This is a genomic window from Pseudomonas sp. NFACC02 (genome assembly GCF_900110765.1).
In the GTDB taxonomy this organism is placed as follows: Bacteria; Pseudomonadota; Gammaproteobacteria; order Pseudomonadales; family Pseudomonadaceae; genus Aquipseudomonas.
Genome location: NZ_FOEO01000003.1, coordinates 205,034 through 220,596, shown reverse-complemented (window position 1 = coordinate 220,596; position 15,563 = coordinate 205,034). Strand labels below are relative to the sequence as shown.

15 protein-coding genes are annotated in these 15,563 nt (G+C 60.5%); 9 read left to right on the top strand and 6 right to left on the bottom strand.

All coding sequences use genetic code 11. The annotated features are described in order from the left end of the window. The first annotated feature begins 23 nt into the window (after window positions 1-23). Entirely contained in the window at window positions 24-2,150 is a 2,127-nt protein-coding gene (locus BMY73_RS04735) for a hybrid sensor histidine kinase/response regulator (protein WP_092405379.1), read from the top strand. Here the strand turns inward: BMY73_RS04735 and BMY73_RS04730 are convergent. The 3 genes from BMY73_RS04730 to BMY73_RS04720 form a co-directional block, all read right to left on the bottom strand. After that, window positions 2,147-2,644 carry a GNAT family N-acetyltransferase gene (locus BMY73_RS04730; RefSeq protein ID WP_092405377.1) on the bottom strand — a complete coding sequence of 166 codons (498 nt, stop codon included), beginning with the start codon at window positions 2,642-2,644 and terminating at the stop codon, window positions 2,147-2,149. The genes BMY73_RS04735 and BMY73_RS04730 overlap by 4 nt on opposite strands. A gap of 149 nt (window positions 2,645-2,793) precedes the next feature. Continuing rightward, window positions 2,794-4,215, bottom strand: coding sequence for an MFS transporter (locus BMY73_RS04725; protein ID WP_092405375.1), 1,422 nt, complete (start codon window positions 4,213-4,215; stop codon window positions 2,794-2,796). Window positions 4,216-4,662: 447 nt separating this feature from the next. Further along, complete coding sequence (locus BMY73_RS04720) at window positions 4,663-4,890, bottom strand: hypothetical protein (RefSeq protein WP_092405373.1); 228 nt, start codon at window positions 4,888-4,890, stop codon at window positions 4,663-4,665. 182 nt (window positions 4,891-5,072) lie between these two features. Between BMY73_RS04720 and BMY73_RS04715 the strand changes: the two genes are divergently transcribed. The 3 genes from BMY73_RS04715 (at window position 5,073) to arsH (ending at window position 6,689) form a co-directional block, all read left to right on the top strand. Next, window positions 5,073-5,420: a metalloregulator ArsR/SmtB family transcription factor gene (locus BMY73_RS04715; protein WP_092405371.1), complete on the top strand. Its 348-nt coding sequence runs from the start codon at window positions 5,073-5,075 to the stop codon at window positions 5,418-5,420. A gap of 83 nt (window positions 5,421-5,503) precedes the next feature. After that, window positions 5,504-5,974, top strand: a complete 471-nt coding sequence (locus BMY73_RS04710) for an arsenate reductase ArsC (RefSeq protein WP_092405369.1) — start codon at window positions 5,504-5,506, stop codon at window positions 5,972-5,974. 13 nt (window positions 5,975-5,987) lie between these two features. Next, the gene (arsH, locus tag BMY73_RS04705; protein ID WP_092405367.1) at window positions 5,988-6,689 is read left to right on the top strand and encodes an arsenical resistance protein ArsH; all 702 of its coding nucleotides are present in this window, start codon (window positions 5,988-5,990) and stop codon (window positions 6,687-6,689) included. A gap of 111 nt (window positions 6,690-6,800) precedes the next feature. On the opposite strand, the gene BMY73_RS04700 is transcribed toward arsH, so the two are convergent. After that, on the bottom strand, window positions 6,801-7,730 hold the full coding sequence (locus BMY73_RS04700; RefSeq protein WP_092405365.1) for a LysR family transcriptional regulator: 930 nt from the start codon (window positions 7,728-7,730) through the stop codon (window positions 6,801-6,803). 249 nt (window positions 7,731-7,979) lie between these two features. Here BMY73_RS04700 and BMY73_RS04695 point away from each other — a divergent pair, with 249 nt between their 5' ends. Genes BMY73_RS04695 through BMY73_RS04685 form a run of 3 tightly spaced genes read left to right on the top strand, consistent with a single transcriptional unit; the run spans window position 7,980 to window position 10,769 of the window. After that, window positions 7,980-9,416 carry an NAD-dependent succinate-semialdehyde dehydrogenase gene (locus tag BMY73_RS04695; RefSeq protein ID WP_092405363.1) on the top strand — a complete coding sequence of 479 codons (1,437 nt, stop codon included), beginning with the start codon at window positions 7,980-7,982 and terminating at the stop codon, window positions 9,414-9,416. A 10-nt stretch (window positions 9,417-9,426) separates the two neighbouring features. After that, the gene (locus BMY73_RS04690) at window positions 9,427-9,762 is read left to right on the top strand and encodes a carboxymuconolactone decarboxylase family protein (protein WP_062382246.1); all 336 of its coding nucleotides are present in this window, start codon (window positions 9,427-9,429) and stop codon (window positions 9,760-9,762) included. Next, window positions 9,759-10,769, top strand: coding sequence for an NAD(P)H-quinone oxidoreductase (locus tag BMY73_RS04685; protein ID WP_092405361.1), 1,011 nt, complete (start codon window positions 9,759-9,761; stop codon window positions 10,767-10,769). The genes BMY73_RS04690 and BMY73_RS04685 overlap by 4 nt, the downstream gene beginning before the upstream one ends. Window positions 10,770-10,873: 104 nt before the next feature. Here BMY73_RS04685 and BMY73_RS04680 read toward each other — a convergent pair whose 3' ends face one another. Further along, window positions 10,874-11,692: a substrate-binding periplasmic protein gene (locus BMY73_RS04680; RefSeq protein WP_092405359.1), complete on the bottom strand. Its 819-nt coding sequence runs from the start codon at window positions 11,690-11,692 to the stop codon at window positions 10,874-10,876. Window positions 11,693-12,234: 542 nt separating this feature from the next. On the opposite strand from BMY73_RS04680, the gene proP reads away from it, so the two are divergent. Together proP and BMY73_RS04670 are read left to right on the top strand one after the other, a co-directional pair. Next, entirely contained in the window at window positions 12,235-13,737 is a 1,503-nt protein-coding gene (gene proP, locus BMY73_RS04675) for a glycine betaine/L-proline transporter ProP (protein ID WP_092405357.1), read from the top strand. Between the two features lie 125 nt (window positions 13,738-13,862). Next, a complete protein-coding gene (locus BMY73_RS04670) occupies window positions 13,863-14,777 on the top strand; it encodes a pyridoxal-phosphate dependent enzyme (RefSeq protein WP_092405355.1) in 915 nt (304 codons plus the stop codon). Between the two features lie 196 nt (window positions 14,778-14,973). Here the strand turns inward: BMY73_RS04670 and BMY73_RS04665 are convergent, their stop codons facing one another. Beyond that, window positions 14,974-15,540 carry a GNAT family N-acetyltransferase gene (locus BMY73_RS04665; RefSeq protein ID WP_092405353.1) on the bottom strand — a complete coding sequence of 189 codons (567 nt, stop codon included), beginning with the start codon at window positions 15,538-15,540 and terminating at the stop codon, window positions 14,974-14,976. Window positions 15,541-15,563: the final 23 nt, after the last annotated feature.

Sequence of the window (15,563 nt, the reverse complement as noted above, 5' to 3'; positions counted from 1 at the left end):
CATTACAAGCACAGTAATGAGCGATGCGTGGATCGGGGGCTGCTCTGGAAAAACTGACGCAAGAAGCGCTGGAGGCCGAAGTCATTCGCCTGCGCGCGGCGCTCGACAATACGGCACAACGCGAAGAGCGGTTCCGGACCATCCTGGAAACCATCGAAGCGGCGTTCGCCATCGTTCAGGTCAAATACGACGCCGACGACCGCCCCATCGATTACCGCTTCGTCGAGGCCAACCCGGCCTTTGAACGACAGGCCGGGGTTAACCTGCGGGGCAAATGGGTCACCGAATTCGCGCCCGACCTGGAGGACTTCTGGTTCCAGACTTACGGCCACGTCGCCAAGACCGGCGAACCCGCCAACTTCGAGAACTACGCCAGTCACTTCGAACGCTGGTTCGACGTGAAAGCCATTCAGGTCGGTGATCCGGCTGACCGACAGATCGCGATCTTTTTCAGTGACGTCACCGAGCGGCGTGACGCGCAAGAGCGGCTTCGGATCAGCGAAGCGCTTGCGCGGGAAAACGTCGAGCGTGTGCAGCTTGCCCTCGCGGCTGGCGCCATCATCGGCACTTGGCACTGGGATCTGCCTACAGACCGTTTCACCGTGGACAAAGCTTTCGCCCAGGCGTTTGGCCTGGACCCGGCATTGGGCCGCGAGGGGCTGAGCCTTGAGCAGGTGATCGCCACCGTTCACCCCGAAGACAGAGACGCTCTCAAGTCCGCCATCACCGAGGCGATCGGTCGCGGCGGTGCATACGCTCACCAGTACCGGGTTCGGCGTGCGGACGGTCGGTATTACTGGCTCGAAGCCAACGGCCGGGTGGAGCTGGCTGACGACGGCACGCCGCTGCGCTTTCCCGGTGTGCTTATCGACGTGGAAGAACGCCGCTCCGTCGAACGCGAGCGCGACCGTGCCACCGCAGCGCTGCGGGCACTCAACGAAACCCTGGAGCAGCGCGTCATCGAGCGCACCGCCGACTTGATGCAGGCGGAAGAAAAACTGCGTCAGTCGCAGAAAATGGAAGCGGTCGGGCAACTGACCGGCGGCATCGCCCACGACTTCAATAACCTGTTGGCCGGCATTTCTGGCTCGCTGGAGCTGATCAACCAACGGATCGCCCAAGGGCGGGCCGGGGAAGTCGACAAATACATGCAGGCCGCGCAAGCCGCCACTCGACGTGCCGCTGCACTCACCCACCGCCTGCTCGCCTTCTCTCGCCGCCAGACGCTGGACCCCAGGCCGACCGACGTGAACACGCTGATGGTCGGCATCACCGAAATGGTCCAACGCACCGTCGGCCCCGGTATTGAGGTCCACACCATCGGCGCGCCCACGCTGTGGCCAACGCTGGTGGATGCCGGGCAGTTGGAAAACGCACTGTTGAACCTGTGCATCAATGCCCGGGACGCCATGCCCGACGGCGGAAACATCACGATAGAAACGGAAAATCAATGCATCAACGGCGACATCGCCGCAGCACTCGACCTGCCCGCGGGCGAATACGTCGCCCTGTCGGTGACCGATACGGGCACCGGCATGTCACCCGATATCGTGGCCAAGGCATTCGACCCCTTTTTCACCACCAAGCCCATAGGCCAGGGCACCGGCCTGGGATTGTCGATGATCTACGGGTTCGCGAAACAGTCCGGCGGGCAAGTTCGGGCGTACTCGACCCTCGGCGAAGGCACCACCATGCGCATTTACCTGCCTCGCTACGAGGGCGAGGCCATCATCGACGACGTGGACGCCGGCCATCTGCAAGGCGCGTGCGCCTGCGCCAGCGAGACCATTCTGGTGGTCGATGACGAACCCACGGTGCGCATGTTGCTGACCGATGTTCTGACGGAGCTCGGCTACACGGTGATGGAAGCGCCGGACAGCGCTGCAGGGCTCAAGATGCTTCAGTCCGACGCGCGCATCGACCTGTTGATCACCGACGTCGGCTTGCCGGGCGGGATGAATGGACGGCAGATGGCCGACGCGGGACGAGAAACCCGACCGCAGCTCAAGACGCTGTTCATCACGGGCTATGCCGAAACGGCGGTCATCGGCAACGGTCCACTCGGTGAGGGCATGTGGGTGTTGACCAAGCCGTTCGGGGTGGATGCCCTCGCGTCTCGCGTGCGGGAACTGATGAACAGCCAGGCTTAACCCTCAAGCTCCATGACCATTTCATGCCATGCCATCCCGCCGTGGTCGGAGGGCGATGGCTGAACGTAGCGGTAGCCCATGCGCGTGTACAACGGTACGTGTTGCTCCTTGCACATCAGATGGAGGGTTTGCTTGTGCGCCGCCTTCATGCGCCGCACGAACTCGCGCATCAACAGCGTCGCGTAGCCCTTGCCTTGCGAGGCGGGGTCGACCACCACGGACATGATCACCACGTTTGGCGCATCCGCCGAATGGCCTACCAGCTCCTTGAAGTCTTCATCCGACATCACGACATCATGGGCACACCCGCTGTTGATGAAGCCGACGATGTGCCCGGCCTCTTCCAGGATCAAAAAGCCTTGCGGATATTGCTCGATCCGCGTGGCGATCTTTTCCAGCGTGGCGGCTTCGTCGCCCTCGTAAGCCGTGGATTCAATTTCGAAGCAGCGTGGGGCGTCTGCCCCCGTGGGGTGGCGAAAGCTGAGGGTGGACATGGGTCTTCCTTTGTCTTGAAATGTTGAACGGCATCGGGCGATGCCGCTAACGCTAGCGAAGACTCAACGCAGAAACAACCGCAGGCCCCAACCTGCTGATTGCCCCGTGCGGATGACACCTCACACCCGGCCTGAACACAGGCAGGCTGTTACAGGTCGGTGATTTCTTTATGCCGTGGCACCAGGGCCTTCATCACGCTCCACGCCACCAGGTAGGCCAACGCGCAGATGGCGAACATGATCATGTAGCCGGTGTGGATGTCGTTGATCGATTTGTAGTAGTCGAACACCCAACCGCCGATCTTGGTCATGACCACGCCGCCGAAACCACCCGCCATGCCGCCGATCCCCACCACCGAAGCGATGGTCTTCTGCGGGAACATGTCGGATACCGTCGTGAAGATGTTGCACGACCAGGCCTGGTGTGCCGAAGCGCCGATGCCGATCAACAGCACGGGTATCCAGAAGCTGATGTACCCCAACGGCTGCGCCAGCAACACCAGCAGCGGAAACAGCGCAATCACGAACATGGCTTTCATGCGGCCGTCGTACGGCTTGTCGCCACGGGCCATGAAGTAGCTGGGGAACCAGCCACCGCCAATACTGCCAACCATGGTCATGCTGTACAGCACGAACAGCGGGATCACGATGGCCTGGCCTTTCATGCCGTACTGCGCCGACAGGTAGGTCGGCAGCCAGAACAGAAAAAACCACCACACGCCGTCGGTCATGAACTTGCCGAAGGCGAATGCCCACGTCTGGCGATAGGTCAGCAGTTTGAACCACGACACTTTCTTCTCGTCAGCACTCGACACAGGCCTGGCAGCAACGTCGGCGGTTTCATCACTGCGGATGTACGCCAGCTCCGCAGCGCTCAGGCGCTTTTGCTGCTCCGGCTTTTCGTACAACGCCATCCACGCCGCCAGCCAGACGAACCCCAGCAGGCCAATCACGATGAATGCCCATTCCCAACCCCAGACGCTGGCGATCAGCGGTACACATATCGGCGCGGTGATCGCGCCGACGTTGGCGCCGGAGTTGAAGATACCGGTCGCAAATGAACGCTCCTTCTTGGGAAAGTACTCGGCAGTCGCCTTGATCGCGATCGGAAAGTTACCAGCCTCGCCAATGGCCAGCACTGCACGCGACAGCATGAACCCCGCGATGGACACCGGGATGACCGCCAGGCCGAATGCCCCGCACACCGAGGCGATCCCCTCCCCCAGCGGCACCGAGAACGCATGCATCACCGCACCGGTCGACCAGATGCCGATCGCCAGGATGTAGGCAGTCTTGGTGCCGATTTTGTCGACGACACGACCGGCGAAGATCATGGCGATCGCGTAGACGAACTGGAACACCGAGGCGATGTTGGCGTAGTCGGTGTTAGTCCAGCCAAATTGCGTCGAAAGATCCGGCGCCAACAGGCTGAGCACCTGACGATCCAGGTAGTTGACCGTGGTGGCGAAAAACAACAGCGCACAGATCGTCCAGCGGTATTTGCCGACGGCCTTGCTGATCACGGCAGACTGACTGACGCTTTGCGGATGAGTGGACTCGTTCAGGTTCATGGCATCACTTTATTGTTTGGATTCGGGTGATGATCGCTCGACGACACCGGGAGCGCGCGCGTGCGGATTTCAGGCTCTGGGACCTGAATCAAGACGTGCGGGAGGTGCTACGAGGTGGTAGGCGAGACCTTTGAGGGCGCCAACGCGCGACAGGCGGCCGGAACCGGATCGTTGGGTGCTGCGGTGAATGAGATGAGCAAGCAAGTCGATTTCATGTTGGAGGCCGACACTGTTTTTTATAGTTGGGCGTGATCAGGAATGATCATCTGTCGTCGTACAACGATTCTTATATCGATTCCGTTACTGGGCTGTCAATCGGGAAGAACGTCGGCGTCCAGGCGCAAAGGGCTGACTTTCGCCCCTTGCACGCCTCAGCCACGGCCATAGGCAGCGAACGCCGAGCTCAACTCCATGAATACCGTTGTATGACAACACGTGATAAAGGGTCTAACCGACGACGTCTATACCAGTAATACCGACCACCCGCGCCTGCTCCAGCATCTCTTCGGGGGTGGCGTCCGCGTTGGGCATCATGAGGCTGTTTTCGTTATCGCCGAAATGCAGCTGCAGGAGATGCATCGCGGCTTCGTGGACGGGCAATCGAGATTGCTGGAGCTCGAACGTGTGAGTACGGGGTTCGTCGTTGAACAGGTAGTTAACCGAGTAAGTGTGCATAGGGGATGCTCGTGTCGGGAGGCTGAAGGAAGCAGGTGTCGCTGATTATCCTGACCAGACAGTCAAATTTTAGTTCGTTCGGTGTTATCTAAACGCTGGATCAAGACCTTTGACGCTCAGGGCTGGTTAAGACATATGGAAATCCGTATATTCGGATTTTCATATGTACGAGCTATCACCCCATGATCACCCCTTCGCAACTCTTCAAAAGCCTGGCGGATGAAACACGCGCTCGTGCCACGCTCCTTATCGCGAGCCAGGGTGAGCTGTGCGTCTGCGAGCTGATGTGCGCCATGGACGAGAGCCAGCCGAAGATCAGTCGCCACCTCGCGCAACTGCGCAGCAACGGGCTTCTGCTCGACCGTCGTCAGGGCCAATGGGTGTACTACCGCCTCAACCCGCAGCTTCCAACATGGGTGAATGACATGCTCGACGTGATCGTGCTGGCCAATACCGAATGGCTCCGAATCAACGCCGCCCGTTTGCAGAACATGGACGGACGCCCCGTGCGCGAATCCGTCTGCTGCTGAGGGAAACGTTTCCCGACCTCCCTTTTCTGCTCCGGCGTGACGCCTGAGCCTTTGACGCCCGCCCCCGGCGGCAGGAGCTTTACATGCGAGTTCTGTTCATGTGCACGGCCAATAGCTGCCGCAGCATCCTGTCCGAAGCGCTGTTCAACCACTTGGCACCCGCAGGGTTCGAAGCCGTGAGCTGCGGGAGTTTTCCCAAGGGACAGGTGCTGCCCCGCAGCCTGAGCACGTTGGCGCACGCCGGCATTTCAACCACGGGGCTCGGCAGCAAAGGTTCTGAAGCCTTCAGCGAATGCCCGCCGGACATCGTCATCACGGTCTGCGACAGCGCCGCCGGGGAACCTTGCCCCGTTTACTTCGGCCCTGCGCTGAAGGCTCATTGGGGCCTTGAAGACCCATCAGAGGTGACCGGTGACGAGGCCGCCATCAACGAGGCCTTCATGGCGACCTTGACGCGGATCGAACGACGCTGCCTGGCCTTCTTTGCACTGCCTTTCGCCTCGATCGACCGGCAAGCACTCAAGCACGCACTGGATAAAATCGGAACGCTTTAATCAGGACGCCGTCATGTCAGAAGAATTGCACAACCTCGATCTCAGCCTGTTCGACAGTGAATCCCCCACACGCCAGACGAGCACTCATAAACCACACATTCTCCTGCTCTATGGATCGACCCGTGATCGGTCATTCAGCCGATTGCTGGTGGAGGAGTCAGCGCGTCTGCTTGAACACTTCGGGGCCGAAACGCGCATTTTCGATCCGACCGGGCTGCCATTGCCCGATGATGCACCGGTCGAGCATCCGAAGGTCCAGGCGTTGCGAGACCTGGTGCAGTGGTCGGAGGGTCAAGTGTGGTGTTCGCCCGAACGGCACGGTGCGATGTCGGCGGTGTTCAAAGCGCAAATAGACTGGATTCCACTGACGCTGGGCGCCGTTCGCCCGACCCAGGGCAAAACCCTGGCGGTCATGCAGGTCTGCGGCGGCTCGCAGTCGTTCAACGTGGTGAACCAGTTGCGCGTCCTTGGCCGCTGGATGCGCATGTTCACGATTCCGAACCAGTCTTCCGTGCCCAAGGCCTACCTGGAGTTCGATGACACGAACCGGATGAAACCTTCGCCCTACTACGATCGCCTCGTCGATGTGATGGAGGAACTGGTGAAGTTCACCCTGCTGCTGCGCGACCACAAGGACTTCCTGGTGGACAGGTACTCCGAACGCAAAGAGTCTGCCGAGCAGTTGTCCTCGCGCGTCAACCAACGCTCAATCTGAGGCGGCGACTGATCCGGCCGCGCGGCACGATCTTGAACGCCACGGGAGCCAACGCCTTGCCCACTGCGATGCCTTTGGCATCCGGCCCGGACGGTTGGCGCCCTGCCCTCGTCATTGACCGATAAGCGCCTGCGCGGTGGCCGCCAGCGCACCACCCACCTGTGTTTTCAGCGCGTCGATGAAACAGGTGATTTTTGCGTCCACGTACTGACGGGAGGTGTAAACCGCGTACACGTTGCGCTCATGAGTGTGGTACTCGGGCAGCACACGCACCAGCCTTCCCGAGCGCAGGTCGTCTATCGCCGAGAACCCCGCGAGCAGACCAATGCCGGCACCTGCGCGGACCGCAACCGCCATGGCGTCCATATCGTTCACACTGAAACTTGGCCCCGTCGGCAAAAAGGTCGCGGTGCCGGCATTGCTCCTGAGTTGCCACTCATCCCGTGCGTAATCCACCGTGCCCAGCAACAGGCACGCGTGCTGGCTGAGATCTTCCGGCACCACGGGCGCCGGGTGTTTCGCCAGGTACTCCGGGGACGCGACCAGCACGCAATGGCTGACCCCGATCTTGCGGCTCACGCAGGCGGAGTCCGGCAGCGTTCGGGCGATCAGGATCGAGACATCCAGCTGGTCCTCCAGCAGATTCGGCATCCGCTGGGACAGCAACAGGTCCACGGTGACCTCTGGAAATTCCCGGCGGTATTCCAGCACCACGCCTGTCACCAGATGGCGCGCCAGACCAGGGACGCAATGAACGCGTAGCGTGCCTCTGGGCTTGAGCAATGCGTTGCCCGCTTCTGCTTCAGCGTTCTCGAGGTCAGCCAGGATTTTCGTGCAGCGCTCATAAAACCGACGCCCCGCATCGGTCACCGACAGCCGCCGCGTCGAGCGCTGCAACAAGCGAGCATCGAGCAGGGTCTCGAGCGCGGAAACCGCCCGTGACACGTTCCCCACCGTCGAATCGAGGTGATTGGCAACGGCCGTGAAACTGCCCATTTCCACGACTTTCACGTACACCGACATGTTTGAAAATTTGTCCATCCCTACTGTCCTTCCCGGTCTGCGTTCGCGCTCACGTTGTGGAAATGCCGGGCCATCATGAATGCGTGTCGCGACGGGTGCAATCGGTCGATGGCCACCGATATTTCCTTTGCACACAACAATGATTTCCTCCCCGCGGGCTCAATCAAACGGGGCGTCCTCCATAGACTCGGTTGCACAGGCCAGCGGCACTCGCCGCACTGAATGGCCACTGACCCGGTTTCTGTTAACCCTATGAAGGCCCACGCTATGAATACGCCCTACGACTCGCTCTATCTTTTCATCGACGGTGAATGGATCGGTGCCGAAGCCCGCGACACCGCTGTCGTTGTTAACCCCGCAACGGAAGCTGAACTGGGACGCGTGCCACTGGCCACCGCAAGTGACCTCGATCGTGCACTGAACGTTGCGCAGACCAGTTTTGACGTATGGCGTCGCACCGTGCCGGATCAGCGCGCAAAGATCCTCAAACGCGCAGCCGACCTGATCCTGGAACGAGCAACGCACATTGCGGCACAGATGACCCTCGAGGAAGGCAAGCCGCTCAGCGAAAGCCTGGACGAGGTCACCCGCGCCGCCGAGTATTTCGAATGGTTCGCCGAAAGCGCGCGACGCATTGACGGTCGGGTCGTGCCTGCCAATCGCCCGGGCGTTCTGCAACTTGTAAAACGTCAACCCATAGGGCCGGTGGCTGCCTTCACGCCCTGGAACTTCCCGGCCATCACCCCAGCCCGCAAATTGTCCGCCGCCCTGGCCGCCGGTTGCAGCGTCATTCTCAAGCCAGGTGAAGAGAGCCCGTCAACGGCGCTGGCACTCGCCCGTGCCCTAGACGATGCCGGGCTGCCAAAAGGCGTGTTGCAGATCGTCTTCGGCGTGCCGGACCAGGTGTCCAGCCACCTGATCGCCTCACCGGTCATCCGCAAGGTCACGTTCACCGGCTCCGTGCCGATCGGCCGACTGCTGTCTGCCCGTGCTGCGGAAGGCGTCAAACCCATCACGCTGGAGCTGGGTGGTCATGGGCCAGTGTTGGTGTTCGAGGACGCTGACGTCGAAAAAGCCGCCGTTGAAGGCGTTGCTAACCGCTTCCGCGGCACCGGTCAGGTCTGCATCTCGTCCACGCGCTTTCTCGTCCAGCGCGGTGCCTATCAACGGTTCGCCGAGCGCTTCGTCGCCGCCACCCAGGCGTTGCGAATCGGCAACGGCCTGCACCCGCAGACCCAGGTCGGACCGCTCGCCAACCCACGGCAGCTGGCAAAGATGGAAGAACTGGTCGCAGACGCCGTGGCCAAAGGCGCCACGCTGCTGGCGGGCGGCAAACGCGTGCCAGGCCAGGGCTTCTTCTTCGAACCCACCGTACTGGCCGATGTCCCCATGAGCGCGCGCGTCATGCATGAGGAGCCCTTTGGCCCCATCGCAATACTGATGCCATTCGATGAACTGACCGATGGACTGCAAGAGGCGAACCGTTTGCCCTACGGGTTGTCCGCGTACGCCTTCACCTCCAGCGCACGCACGGCCATCGACGTCGCCGACGGCCTTGAGGCGGGCATGATCGGCATCAACCAATACCGCATCGTGGCCACTGAACTGCCCTTTGGCGGCATGAAGGAAAGCGGCCACGGCTCGGAAGGCGGGGTCGAAGGCATCGAGCATTACCTTACCCACAAATTCATCAGCCAGGTGTAAGGACTCGATCATGTCGAACATCAACTTCAGTAGCCCTCGCGAAGCCGCCAGAGCCTTCACCCCCAAGCTCTCGCAGTTCGTCGACACGACGCTTTATCCGGCGATCTGGAGCGACCCGGCGCTCTCGCAACGTGATCGCAGCCTGATCACCGTTGCGGCGCTGATCGCCGGCGGACACGCCGAAGAGTTGCCAGCCCATCTGCGCCGAGCCGTGTCGAACGGCGTCACCCGGGAAGAGCTGTCGGCCGCCATCACACATCTGGCGTTCTACGCGGGCTTTCCCGCTGCCATCACAGCGTCGGCCATCGCCAACGCCACGCTCAATGAATCGGAGAAACAACCATGAAAGCCATCCTCTTCCCCGAATTTGGCGACGCCGATGTCCTTAAGCTCAGCGACGCCCCGCCGCCGGAAGTCCGCCCGAGCGACCTGCTGGTGCGCGTGTATGCGGCGGGCGTCAATCGGGCCGACCTGACTCACCGTACCGGCGGCTATGGGCGTCCGGACTTCGGCGACTCCCCGATCATTGGCCTGGAAATCGCTGGCGAGGTCATCGAAAAAGGCAGCGCCGTTGAAGGTTTCGACGTGGGCGCACGGGTCATGGGTGTCGTGGGCGGCGGCGCATATGCCGAGCTGGCTCGTATCGACTACCGCATGGCGATGCCGATTCCGGCTCAGTTGGATTATGTTCACGCAGCGGCGATTCCTGAGGTCTTCGTCACCGCACATGAAGCGATGATGCACCTGGCACGGCTCACGTCAGGTGATTCGGTACTGATTCATGCCGCCGCAGGTGGTGTGGGCTCCGCCGCCGTGCAACTGGCATACGCCACGGGCGCCACGGTGTTTGCAACCACCGATGGCAGCAAGTTATCGCGCGTCGAGCACCTCGGTGCCGATGTCGCGATTGACTACAAGACCCAGGATTTCGCCGACGTCATCGGCCGGAAAACGGGTGGCCAAGGGGTGGATGTGATCATCGACTTCGTGGGCAAACCCTACTTCGAACGCAACATCGCATCACTCGCCAAGGGAGGGCGACTGATCCAGGTCGGCATCCTGGGCGGCGGGGGCAGCGTGAACGTGACGCTGGAGCAGATTCTGTATCGTCACCTGCAAATCATCGGCACCGTCATGAAATCCCGCACGCAACCGCAGAAGCACGCAATGATCAAACGTTTCCGCGACCACTGGCTCGAACGGTTCGAAGGCGCGGGAAGCCTGGAGCCCGTCGTCGACAGTACCTTCCCCCTGTCGCGTGCCGCGGATGCCCATCGCCGGATGGAGTCTTCGGAAAACGTCGGCAAGATCATTTTGACGATGCAGCCTGAGGACTTGATTGTGGGCCGATGATTCATCGACCGGCCTGCCCAGAGGCGCCTCGTCATCGGACGGCGCCTGTTTCGCCAGCCGGGACACTGTTTACCCGGATCGACGCTCTACCCCATCGATTCGGATTACGGATTCGCCCTGTCCCGTTGCTGTGCGTTCCAAAGCTCCAGGTTCGACTTCACGAAGGCTTGAGGCAAAGGACTCGACACGATCTTCTCCATCTCATCCGATATCCGGGTTTGCAGTGCCGGGGGGATGCAATCCGTACGGGGCGACAGCGCCAGATAAAGCCCCTCGCTGCTGATCGGAGGCTCGAGGGCCTCTATGGCCGCCTCAACCCCCAGCGTTTCAGCCAGGGCCATGCCAGGGTATTGCTCGAATATCACGAAGTCGTTTCGTTTGAGCAGGAGTTTCTGAAAGGCCTGACTGGCCGTCGGTACCGCCTCAAGCGAAAGGTGAGCCTTGGCATAATCGTCGAACGCCTGACCGAAGCTGTTGTTGACCAGCGTGCCGCCATTGCGCCCGATCAGATCAGACCACTGGTGATACGGGAACGCCTCGTTTTTCCTCACCCAGACCATGCTCGGCGTGAACAGGAACGGCGGCTTTACAAAGTTGAATGCCCGCTCACGATCGCTGGTCAGAAAATACCCGGCCAGCATATCGACGCGCCCCGCCCTCACTTCCTCCTGAGCCCTTGACCAGGGCCCTGCGTAAATGACCTCGATTTGCAAGCCCAGGGCGGTGCCCAGGTGTTTGATCAGGTCGGCATTGGCACCGATCAGTCGTCGCGGGTTGTGTGGATCTCGCCACAGGTAGGGAGGGTATTCCGCATTGCCGGTGGCGGTGAGGTGATCACAAGCGGACTCACTGCGCGCAACGTCGGACATCACCACCAGCACGGCGGTCATGGACATGCACCGGCACAAACGACGGCTGATCATATTCAACCCCTGATGAAACCCCGCGTGTGAGCGGTATGCCCATGATCGCCAGACATCGCCCGTTGGGGCGATGAGCCAGGCAGGAATATGCATTGATCCGTAATGCTGTCTTCGCACGGGGAACAGGAAGCGGTTGAAAAGCGTGCGTCGATGTCAGGTTAGAGATCACACCGTGTGCGGGTTCCATTGACTGAAGAAACAATAGACGCAATCCAGCAAGAAACATCGGTCCACTTCATGTTCTGGAGGGATTGCACGAGAAGGAAGCGTCAGATGGCGTCACCGGCGCATCGGTCAGGCTGGTCCGGCACCGCGTCGCGCGGCCCCTACGGCCCGTGACATCTCGCCGGTGCCATATCGTATGCCTCGTCCCAGGACGAAAAATACCGGCCTGAGCTGAATTATTTCGTGTGTGCTCGTATCTGATCGGAAATAACGTGCCATCCAATCGCTTTCATCGACCTCACGGCTGATCGCTGTGCTCAGTGGCGAGGTCGACGCCAGCGTTTGCAGCAACACCGTTCCGCAAAAGAGTGATTGAAATGAAATCAGGCAAGAAAAAAGTCAGCCCGATCGGGTTGAGCGACATCACCATCGTTGACGACGCAAAAATGCGTAAAGCGATCACCGCAGCGGCGTTGGGCAACGCCATGGAGTGGTTCGACTTCGGCGTGTATGGCTTCGTCGCCTACGTCCTGGGCAAGGTGTTTTTTCCCGGTGCCGACCCTGGAGTGCAGATGGTCGCGGCACTCGCGACGTTCTCGGTGCCCTTCCTGATCCGTCCTCTGGGTGGTTTGTTTTTCGGCGCGCTGGGCGACAAATACGGTCGTCAGAAAGTCCTCGCGGCAACGATTGTGATCATGTCGCTGAGCACGACGGCCATCGGCCTGATCCCGTCCTATGCGTCGATTGGTATCTGGGCGCCGATCCTGCTGTTGCTGGCGAAGATGGCTCAGGGGTTCTCGGTTGGTGGCGAATACACGGGCGCCTCGATCTTCGTGGCCGAATACGCCCCCGACCGCAAACGCGGCTTCCTCGGCAGTTGGCTCGATTTCGGCTCGATTGCCGGTTTCGTACTCGGTGCAGGCATCGTGGTGATGATCTCGGCGGTCATGGGCGAAGAAAAATTCCAGGAGTGGGGCTGGCGCTTACCGTTCTTCCTCGCACTGCCGTTGGGCATGCTGGGGCTGTACTTGCGTAACGCCCTTGAGGAGACACCGGCGTTCCAGCAGCACGTCGAAAAGCTCGAACAAGGGGATCGCGAAGGCCTGTCGGGCGGCCCGAAGGTGTCGTTCAAGGAAGTCGCGACCAAGCACTGGCGCAGCCTGATTACCTGCATCGGCATCGTGGTGGCGACCAACGTCACCTACTACATGCTGCTCACCTACATGCCCAGTTACCTGTCGCATAACCTGCATTACAGCGAAAACCGTGGCGTGCTGATCATCATCGCGATCATGGTCGGCATGCTCTTCGTGCAGCCGCTGATCGGCTTCATCAGCGACAAGATCGGCCGTCGGCCGTTCATCATCGTCGGCAGCATTGCGCTGTTCCTGCTGGCGATTCCGGCGTTCATGCTGATCATCAGTGGCAAGATCGGACTGATCTTCGCCGGGTTGCTGATCCTCGCCGTGGTCCTCAACTTCTTTATCGGTGTCATGGCGTCCACGCTCCCCGCGATGTTCCCGACGCACATACGCTATAGCGCACTGGCCAGCGCCTTCAACGTCTCTGTGTTGATCGCCGGACTGACCCCGACCCTCGCTGCATGGCTGGTGGAAACCACCCACAACCTGTACATGCCGGCGTATTACCTGATGTTCGTGGCGGTGATTGGTCTGATCACGGGCCTCACGATGAAAGAAACCGCCAACAAGCCACTGCGCGGCGCCGCCCCTGCTGCGTCCAACATCGAAGAAGCCAAGGAGCTGCTGGAAGACTTCCACGACAACATCGAACAGAAGATCGAGGACATCGACGCCCAGATTGCCGAGCTGGAAGCCAAACGCAAAGAACTGGTGCAGCAGCATCCCCGCATCAACTGAGCACGCCCGAACGGTGAAGAAGTGGGTGATCGATTGCGTTGAACAAGCGCCTCGCTTACGGTGTTCGACCGTAGACCTGGTGTCTGTAAATCCATCGACCACCCCTGCCTGGAAGTCGCTCCGTCATGCCCCTGCACATTGAAACACCGCTGATTGAATCACGTCCGATGAGCGCCGTTGCCCAGCGCACGGTCAACCTGAAACTCGATGCGCTTCAGCCCTGCGGCTCTTTCAAATTGCGTGGCGTGGGGCATGCCTGCGAGGTTCACCATGGTCGGGGCGCCAGGCGATTTATCTCATCCTCCGGCGGCAATGCCGGGCTGGCCGTCGCCTACGCCGGGCGCCTTCTGGGCACGGCGGTGACGGTTGTCGTGCCGGAAACCACCACCGACAGGGCCAGGGAGCTGCTGAGACTTGAAGGCGCGCAGGTCATCGTTCACGGTGGCTCCTGGCAAGAAGCCAACGAACTGGCCCACACCTTGATCGCCTCGGGCGATGCGTTCATTCATCCTTTCGACGACTCGCTGCTGTGGACCGGCCACGCCAGCATGATCGACGAGGTCGCCAGGACAACCGGAAAACCCGGCGCCGTCGTCTTGTCGGTCGGCGGGGGTGGATTGCTGTGCGGGGTGATCGAAGGCCTGCAACGCAACGGCTGGGGTGACGTGCCGGTAATCGCGGTGGAAACCGAAGGCGCTGCATCTTTCCGGGCCGCGACGTTGGCACAGGCGCCAGTGGAAATCGAGGCGATTACCTCCATCGCCACGTCGCTGGGGGCCAAACGCGTGTGCAGCCAGTCCGTGGCGTACCTCGACAACCACCGGATCGAAAGCGTGGTGGTCAGCGACAAGGACGCCCTGGATGCCTGCGAGCGCTTTCTGACCGACCACCGGCTGCTCGTCGAGCCTGCATGTGGCGCCGCCTTGTCACTTGGCTATTCGCCGACCCTGTTGAACGGGTATGACAACGTCCTGATGGTGGTCTGCGGCGGCGCGACCGCCACGCTTGAACAAATCAGGACCTGGCGACAGGCACAGTGACGAAACGGCAGCTGATTTGACGGCCAGCATCCCCGCGATGCCGCCGGGTAAGTGCCTGAAGTCAACAGGGTGCTGACGGGCAACAGGGCATGGTTAAACGAATGAAAAAACACGCGAGCGTGAACCCACTCGCGTTTGAAAAAGAAAGCGCAGGTTCTACGATGGCGTGTTCTAACGTTCGTGGTTAACAGGCGGGTTACCGCAGCTCGTATTCATGAAAAATTTTTAAACCATGCTCGTCGTTATTTCGACAGTCGAACCCCAAGCTTATCGCCAACCCGTCCATGGGCCGGTTGTTGGACGCGTCCATCGACGAAATTTTTTGAAAACCCTGCCGTTTTGCCGTGTCCATCAAATGCTGCATCAGGGCGGACGCCACCCCTTTGCGTCGCCACTTTTCGGACACCGCCACCGCGAATTCACAATGGGCATCCCCCTCGAAAGCGCCGTACCGTGCCATGCCGATCTCTTTAAGCTCAGTGCCTTCGTATGCCAGCGCGATATACGCCATACGATTGGGCAAGCTCACGTCCATGAGCTGGTCGTGTGTGCCTTCACATTCGCTGAACGAGGCGAGAAACCGAAAGTGCGGCGTGCCCGACCCTAACTCTTTAAAAAAAACAAAATCACGTTCGCGGTCTCGGGCAGCCAGCTCACGGATTAACATGGGCGATCCATCTCGCATGGGTTCAAGCCAGTAATCCCCACTGAGTGCTTTGGTCTCATCATCGAACCTCGTCACAACGCTCGTATCGTACGCCATGTTTAACACTCCCTATTGACCCA

Excerpts from the sequence above, each read along its gene's own strand:
- BMY73_RS04735 (WP_092405379.1), top strand. The coding sequence starts at position 24 with ATGCGTGGATCGGGGGCTGCTCTGGAAAAACTGACGCAAGAAGCGCTG.
- BMY73_RS04730 (WP_092405377.1), bottom strand. The coding sequence starts at position 2,644 with ATGTCCACCCTCAGCTTTCGCCACCCCACGGGGGCAGACGCCCCACGC.
- BMY73_RS04725 (WP_092405375.1), bottom strand. The coding sequence starts at position 4,215 with ATGAACCTGAACGAGTCCACTCATCCGCAAAGCGTCAGTCAGTCTGCC.
- BMY73_RS04720 (WP_092405373.1), bottom strand. The coding sequence starts at position 4,890 with ATGCACACTTACTCGGTTAACTACCTGTTCAACGACGAACCCCGTACT.
- BMY73_RS04715 (WP_092405371.1), top strand. The coding sequence starts at position 5,073 with ATGATCACCCCTTCGCAACTCTTCAAAAGCCTGGCGGATGAAACACGC.
- BMY73_RS04710 (WP_092405369.1), top strand. The coding sequence starts at position 5,504 with ATGCGAGTTCTGTTCATGTGCACGGCCAATAGCTGCCGCAGCATCCTG.
- arsH (WP_092405367.1), top strand. The coding sequence starts at position 5,988 with ATGTCAGAAGAATTGCACAACCTCGATCTCAGCCTGTTCGACAGTGAA.
- BMY73_RS04700 (WP_092405365.1), bottom strand. The coding sequence starts at position 7,730 with ATGGACAAATTTTCAAACATGTCGGTGTACGTGAAAGTCGTGGAAATG.
- BMY73_RS04695 (WP_092405363.1), top strand. The coding sequence starts at position 7,980 with ATGAATACGCCCTACGACTCGCTCTATCTTTTCATCGACGGTGAATGG.
- BMY73_RS04690 (WP_062382246.1), top strand. The coding sequence starts at position 9,427 with ATGTCGAACATCAACTTCAGTAGCCCTCGCGAAGCCGCCAGAGCCTTC.
- BMY73_RS04685 (WP_092405361.1), top strand. The coding sequence starts at position 9,759 with ATGAAAGCCATCCTCTTCCCCGAATTTGGCGACGCCGATGTCCTTAAG.
- BMY73_RS04680 (WP_092405359.1), bottom strand. The coding sequence starts at position 11,692 with ATGATCAGCCGTCGTTTGTGCCGGTGCATGTCCATGACCGCCGTGCTG.
- proP (WP_092405357.1), top strand. The coding sequence starts at position 12,235 with ATGAAATCAGGCAAGAAAAAAGTCAGCCCGATCGGGTTGAGCGACATC.
- BMY73_RS04670 (WP_092405355.1), top strand. The coding sequence starts at position 13,863 with ATGCCCCTGCACATTGAAACACCGCTGATTGAATCACGTCCGATGAGC.
- BMY73_RS04665 (WP_092405353.1), bottom strand. The coding sequence starts at position 15,540 with ATGGCGTACGATACGAGCGTTGTGACGAGGTTCGATGATGAGACCAAA.